Origin of the sequence: Dethiothermospora halolimnae (assembly GCF_037577855.1) — a bacterium.
In the GTDB taxonomy this organism is placed as follows: domain Bacteria; phylum Bacillota; class Clostridia; order Tissierellales; family VENL01; genus Dethiothermospora; species Dethiothermospora halolimnae.
Genome location: NZ_JBAKFX010000019.1, coordinates 56,676 through 63,302, shown reverse-complemented (window position 1 = coordinate 63,302; position 6,627 = coordinate 56,676). Strand labels below are relative to the sequence as shown.

At 28.9% G+C, this 6,627-nt stretch carries 7 protein-coding genes; 6 read left to right on the top strand and 1 reads right to left on the bottom strand.

Annotated features, from left to right (window positions below):
- The 5 genes from V6137_RS09595 to V6137_RS09575 all read left to right on the top strand — a co-directional run.
- A partial coding sequence (locus tag V6137_RS09595; RefSeq protein WP_425447702.1) for an Rpn family recombination-promoting nuclease/putative transposase occupies window positions 1–967 on the top strand: 967 nt, incomplete at its 5' end.
- A gap of 778 nt (window positions 968–1,745) precedes the next feature.
- Complete coding sequence (locus V6137_RS09590; protein WP_425447704.1) at window positions 1,746–1,988, top strand: RNA 2'-phosphotransferase; 243 nt, start codon at window positions 1,746–1,748, stop codon at window positions 1,986–1,988.
- A 151-nt stretch (window positions 1,989–2,139) separates the two neighbouring features.
- Window positions 2,140–2,862, top strand: coding sequence for an endonuclease V (locus V6137_RS09585; protein ID WP_425447701.1), 723 nt, complete (start codon window positions 2,140–2,142; stop codon window positions 2,860–2,862).
- The gene (locus V6137_RS09580) at window positions 2,859–4,082 is read left to right on the top strand and encodes an RtcB family protein (protein WP_425447700.1); all 1,224 of its coding nucleotides are present in this window, start codon (window positions 2,859–2,861) and stop codon (window positions 4,080–4,082) included. The genes V6137_RS09585 and V6137_RS09580 overlap by 4 nt, the downstream gene beginning before the upstream one ends.
- Before the next feature lie 84 nt (window positions 4,083–4,166).
- Window positions 4,167–4,997, top strand: a complete 831-nt coding sequence (locus tag V6137_RS09575; RefSeq protein ID WP_425447699.1) for a carbon-nitrogen hydrolase family protein — start codon at window positions 4,167–4,169, stop codon at window positions 4,995–4,997.
- Window positions 4,998–5,034: 37 nt separating this feature from the next.
- On the opposite strand, the gene V6137_RS09570 is transcribed toward V6137_RS09575, so the two are convergent.
- Window positions 5,035–5,232 carry a DUF378 domain-containing protein gene (locus V6137_RS09570; protein WP_425447698.1) on the bottom strand — a complete coding sequence of 66 codons (198 nt, stop codon included), beginning with the start codon at window positions 5,230–5,232 and terminating at the stop codon, window positions 5,035–5,037.
- Between the two features lie 214 nt (window positions 5,233–5,446).
- On the opposite strand from V6137_RS09570, the gene splB reads away from it, so the two are divergent.
- Entirely contained in the window at window positions 5,447–6,463 is a 1,017-nt protein-coding gene (splB, locus tag V6137_RS09565) for a spore photoproduct lyase (protein ID WP_425447697.1), read from the top strand.
- Window positions 6,464–6,627: the final 164 nt, after the last annotated feature.

The following is a 6,627-nucleotide window of genomic DNA, read 5'->3' as shown; positions in this document are numbered from 1 at the left end:
AGGTGAAGGGATAAGTGTAAAAGAAGCCTTAACAGATGGATTATTTACAGTAGGGCTTTCTGGTGTCTTTGAGTTTGTACCAAAGGGTGCAAGAAAAGTATTCACTAAAAAAGGTAGAGAAGAAGTATGCGATTGGCTAACAAAAGGAAAGAAACAGATAGGTATTTTTGTAAAAGTAAATATAGATGGAAAAGAAATAATATGCTATGTATTATTAGAATTTCAATCTAAAGTTGACTTTCAGATGCCAATGAGACTATTATTTTATATGGCAGAAATATGGAGAGAAATATTAAAAAATACTACAAAACAAGAAAAAAGAAGAAAAGACTTTAGATTACCAGCTATTATACCGATAGTTTTATACAACGGAAAAAATAACTGGACAGCTTGTAGAAGTTTTAAGGAAATATTAAATGGATATGAGTTATTTGAAGATAATATACTAGATTTTAGTTATATACTATTTGATGTAAATAGATATGAAGAAGAAGAGTTATATAATCTTTCAAATTTAGTGTCATCAATATTTTTATTGGACCAAGAAATAGACCAAAAAGAGTTAATAAGAAGGTTAACAAAAATAAAATATATATTAAAAAGAGTAAGTCCGGAGCAATTTGATGTATTTAAGCAATGGTTAAAAAAGATAATTAAGCCTAGGCTAGATAAAAGTAATGAAAGTGATGTGGATAAAGTACTGGATGAATCAAATCAAAGGGAGGTAGATATAATGGTTCATAATTTAGAAAAGACATTAGATAATATTAAGAGACAAGGAATAGAACAAGGAATAGAACAAGGGTTAAAAGAAGGGATGTCAAAAGGAAGGTATGAAGAAAAAAGACAAGTAGCTATGAAAATGATAAAAGAAGGATTAGACATTGAAATAATAATGAATATTACAGGACTAAATAGAAAAGAAGTATTGAAATTAAAGAGAAAAGTAGATAGGGAAAAACATTAAGAAAATGAAGAGGTTAATTTAAGGCACCTAAAGAATAACTAGTTATTCTTTAGGTGCCTTAAATTATTTATCGTTCATAGTGGATGTTATTGATGATAAATAAAACTAAAGACTGTGACAAAGGGAAGACAAGAAGTAGCTAAAAATATGTTAAAAGAAGAGCTAGATATTGATATGATAATAGAAATTCCAGGATCAAATAGATAAGAAGAAACATTAAAAAAGTGTGTTATATACTAAAAGATAGAATAAGACTTTATTCCAGTATGTCAAAGGGGACAGTATAACAATACCATAGGATATACCATATACAGAAACAAAGGACATATCAGCATATAAAAAAATCAAAGTTTTTAGTGGACAAGTTATAGATATAGACTTTTGTTATATAATAATAGTTATTTTTTATAGAATCTATAACATTTTATAGAAAAATAAGGTATATATACTGATCTAATTAATGTCGATGATAATAGTGAAGTTAGGTATTAAACTAATTATTCAATCTAGCTTAAAAAATATCATTGAAGGTAGGCATTAAATTAATGAAAGTATAATGAATTAGGGGAATGAACTAAAAATAAATTTGTTTACTAATATTTAATGTAAAAGGGAGAGGATAAAATGAAATATCTAGAGCTAAGTAAAGAAATATCTTATGCTTTAAGGCATGGTCCAGATAAATATGGATTAAAACTTGATAAAAATGATAGAGGCATTCGATAAGAAACGTCATGAGATTGAAGATAATAGGATTAGAGCCTTATAGGGTCATTTAATATCTAAAAAAATCCAAAAACAAATAGTTGAGTCCCCTAAGTATTTATATCATGGGACTGCAAAGCGATTTATTAGGTCAATTAAAAATAATAGATTATTACCTCAAGATAGGCAGTATGTTCATTTATCAGAAGATAAAGATACTGCTTTTCAAGTTGGGAGAAGGAGAGATAAAACTGCTGTTATTTTGATAGTAAAGTTTAGATTAGCATGGAAAATGACATTACCTTACTATAGATAAAATGATAAAATTTGGTTATAAGATTCGATAAAAAGTTAGTACATTAAATTTAAGTAATTATATTAATAAATTATAAAGTGTAAGTTTATATATGCTACTGTTATTTAAGTATATATTAAAGCATAGATAATTAACTGGGGGAAAACTAAATTTGAAAATAAATAAAATTCATAGTTTTAATGTTAGTTCAGAATCAGAATTCATTAATATACAAAATAGTTTAGTAAAAAAGGTTCAATTAAAGAATTCATTTGATAAAACAAATTTAAAGACAATAGCAGGAGTAGATTTAGCTTATTGGAATATGAAAGATAGGCAATATGGAGTATGTTGTATTGTGATTATAGATTATAATACAAAAAAAGTAGTTGAGAAGGTAAGTAGCTATGGAGAAATAGATATACCATATATATCAGGGTTTCTGGCATTTAGGGAGTTACCTTTGGTAATTAAGGCTATAGAAAAGTTAAAATTAGAGCCAGATATATTTATGTTTGATGGTAATGGTTATTTACACTATAATCACATGGGGATAGCAACCCATGCATCATTTTTTATTAATAAACCTAGTATAGGGGTGGCGAAAAGTTATTTGAAAATTGGTGGAGTAGATTTTCAGATGCCTACAGACAATGAAGGTTCATATAGTGATATTATTATAAATAAAGAGGTATATGGTAGAGCACTTCGTACAAGAAAAGGAGTAAAACCTATATTTATATCATGTGGTAACTATATTGATTTAGAAACTTCTACTGAAATAGTATATAACTTGATTAATCAAGAAAGTAAGCTTCCTATTTCTGTTAGATTAGCAGACTTAGAAACCCATAAAAAAAGAAAGGAATTAAATATAAGGGGGATGATATTATGAAGCAAATAAAGGGGAAATATAATACAGCAAAAGTATATACAGATAATATAGAAGAGAGTGCAGAAAAACAAATATTAGAATTGTGTAATCAAGAATTTACTAAGTATAGTAAAATAAGAATAATGCCTGATACCCATGCTGGAGCTGGATGTGTAATAGGTACTACAATGACTATAAAGGATAAAATAGTACCTAATCTGGTTGGGGTAGATATAGGATGTGGAATGATAACCATAGAGCTAGAAGATATAGATTTAGATTTTCAAAAAATTGATGATTATATAAAAAAAAATATACCAAGTGGTTTTAATATTAATCAGCATCCTCAGATAAATTATAGAGAAAAGATAGAGCAGTTAAAGTGTTTTAGGGAGATACCAAAGTCATCAAAGGAATTTAATAGAGCCCTAGGAAGTCTAGGGGGTGGAAATCATTTTATAGAAATTAATATTGATAGTGGTGGAAATAAATACTTAGTAATTCATAGTGGTAGTAGAAATTTAGGACATCAAGTTGCAACATATTATCAAAATAGGGCTTTTCAATATCATGGTGGATTAGATAATAAATATGAAGAGGAAAAGAAATTACTAATTAAAACGTATAAAGAAAAGGGAAGAAGAAAAGAGATACAAGGTGCATTAGCGAAGTTAAGAGAAAAGCATAAAAGACAATGTAAAATACCAAAAGTGCTGTGTTATTTAGAAGGGAGACTGATGGAAGATTACTTACATGACATGGAGGTTATACAACAATATTCAAATATAAATAGAGAAGTTATGGGAAAAAGGATAGTGGAGGAATGTTTAGATTTAAACTTTGGGACATTAAATAAATTCCAAACTATTCATAACTATATTGACATGGAAAGTAGGATATTAAGGAAGGGGTCTATATCGGCTAAAAAAGGAGAAAAGGTATTGATTCCTATTAATATGAGAGATGGTAGTATTATAGCAATAGGAAAAGGGAATCCAGAGTGGAACTATTCGGCACCCCATGGAGCAGGAAGATTAATGAGTAGAAGCAAGGCTAAGGATAGCATTAGTATCGATGAATTTACAGATAGTATGAAGGGTATATATACCACATCTGTAAAGGAGTCTACTTTAGATGAAGCTCCCATGGCATATAAACCAATAGATGAGATAATAGGCAATATTGAAGATACTGTTGAAATTATAGATATAATAAAACCATTATATAATTTTAAGGCATAGAAAGAATCTTATATTATAAGGATAGATTGAGGGGAAAGTGGTATATATATTAATAGAGTTGAGATTTTATGAGGAGGTTTTAGTTTGAGTAAAGTTAAGGTAGGGTTATGTCAGATGACGGTAACTGGGGATAAAGGAAAAAATATTAGTAAGGCACAGGCTATGGTAGAAGACTGTGTAAAGAAAGGGGTTAATATAGTAGTTTTACCAGAGATGTTTAACTGTCCCTATGATAATAGCTATTTTCCTAAATTTGCAGAAACGTATCCCACTGGTGAGACCATAAAAGCTTTATCTAATATGGCCAAGGATAATGGTATATATTTAGTTGGTGGTTCCATTCCTGAAAAGGATGGAGAGGGAAAGATTTATAATACAAGCTTTGTATTTGACTATAATGGAGAGCTAATAGGAAGGCATAGAAAAATGCATTTATTTGACATAGATGTAGCAGGTGGAGTTACATTTAAAGAGTCAGATACATTAGCTCCGGGAAATGATGTTACTATATTTGATACTAAATATGGCAAATTTGGACTATGTATTTGCTACGATATAAGGTTTCCAGAACTTATTAGAATAATGGCATTAGAAGGAGTTAGGGGAGTATTTGTACCGGCAGCATTTAATATGACCACAGGGCCTGCCCATTGGGAGATATTATTTAGAAGTAGAGCTTTAGATAATCAAATATATATGTTAGGTACGGCTCCAGCTAGGAACGAAGAAGCATCATATACTTCCTATGGAAATAGTATTATAGTTGATTCCTGGGGGAGTATACTTGAGAGATTAGGGGATAATGAAGGAGTAATAATAACAGAAATAGATTTAGATAAAATAGATAAGACAAGGGAACAAATACCTACATTTAAACATAGAAGAACAGAAATATATGATTTAAAATTAAAGTAGAGTAAAGTTAAAAACAGCCCTAGGGCTGTTTTTAACTTTACTCTACTTTTTCACGTTCTCTAAATAATAATGTTATGGCATATAATCCAGCTAAGCCCACAAGACCATATATTATTCTACTAAGTATTGCGTCTTGCCCTCCAAATAAAGAAGCCACAAGGTCAAACTGGAATAAAGATACTAATCCCCAATTAAGGGCACCTATGATTACTAGTACAAGAGATAATCTATCCATAAAATCACTCCTTAAAAATTTAATTCTCATTCTATCAATAGTATTTCAAATTTTATATTTTATATTCAAAAATTTTCTTATAAAGTTTGTAATAAAGCTTGTGGTCAAATAACATATTAATAATAAAGTTTGGGAACTAATAGTTAATGAGAAGATAAAAAATAATAAGACAAAATTTAAGTATATTATTAAATATAAGGTAAAGGAGAAAAATATGTATAAACCCAAAAGAGTATTTTTTGAAAAGAAAGCTCTAGAATATCCATTAGGTGAAAAATTATACGAACTATTTCAAGACAAAGACATAGAAACCAAAATACTTAAATCTAATAGAGTTACTGGTATACCAGGAGAATCTTCCACTGAAAAATATGTTGAAGGAAAAAAGACATTAGTTATTAGAGTGAGGAAAAATCAAGAGTTTCAAAGTTGTAAGCCATCAGCCCATTACCAACTTCCCTTAATGTCTGGCTGTTCTGCTAAATGTGAGTATTGTTATTTAAACACGAGGTTTGGAAAGAAACCTTATACTACTATATATGCAAATGTAAGTGAAATACTAGATAAGGCTGAACAATATATAGAAAAAAGAAAACCGGAAATAACTTACTTTGAATCAGCGGCCACCTCTGATCCAATACCATTTGAACCATATACAGGAAGTTTAGCTAAAACAATAGAGTTTATAGGAGATAATGATAAAGGAAGATTAAGGCTTGTGACTAAATTTGATGATATAGATGGATTGTTAAAATTAAAACATAATGGTCATACAACAATAAGATTTAGTATAAATTCAGATACCGTCATAAATGAATATGAACACGATACAGCTAGTCTAGAATATAGAATAAAAGCTGCTAGAAAAATTTTAGATGCTAACTATAAACTGGGATTTATAATAGGACCGGTAATAACCCATGCAGATTGGAAAGAACAATATAAAGATATGCTTCAAAGATTAGCAAATGGATTGGATAATAAAAAGGAAGAAAAAATAACCTTTGAAGTTATATCCCATAGATTTACTTCATCAGCTAAAAATAGAATAATAGAAGTATTCCCCAAAACAACATTACCGATGGAAGAAGATGAACGAAAATATAAATATGGACAGTTTGGATATGGTAAATATGTATATAAGAAAACCACTATTGAAGAAATAAAAGAATTTTTCAAAGATAACATTTCTACAATTTTTCCAAAAGGGGAGATTGAATATATTATTTAAACTTAGATTGTTATTTAGATCTAGGTTTAAGAAAAAAGTACAGGCACAGTTCACATTAAAATAAAATGTTGATATTTAAATTTAAAAAGAGATAAGGGAAACTAAGGGACGGTTCAGTTGCAAACTTAAAATATTAACACTGGTTTATATACTATAGATATAAA

Excerpts from the sequence above, each read along its gene's own strand:
- V6137_RS09580 (WP_425447700.1), top strand. The coding sequence starts at position 2,859 with ATGAAGCAAATAAAGGGGAAATATAATACAGCAAAAGTATATACAGAT.
- splB (WP_425447697.1), top strand. The coding sequence starts at position 5,447 with ATGTATAAACCCAAAAGAGTATTTTTTGAAAAGAAAGCTCTAGAATAT.
- V6137_RS09570 (WP_425447698.1), bottom strand. The coding sequence starts at position 5,232 with ATGGATAGATTATCTCTTGTACTAGTAATCATAGGTGCCCTTAATTGG.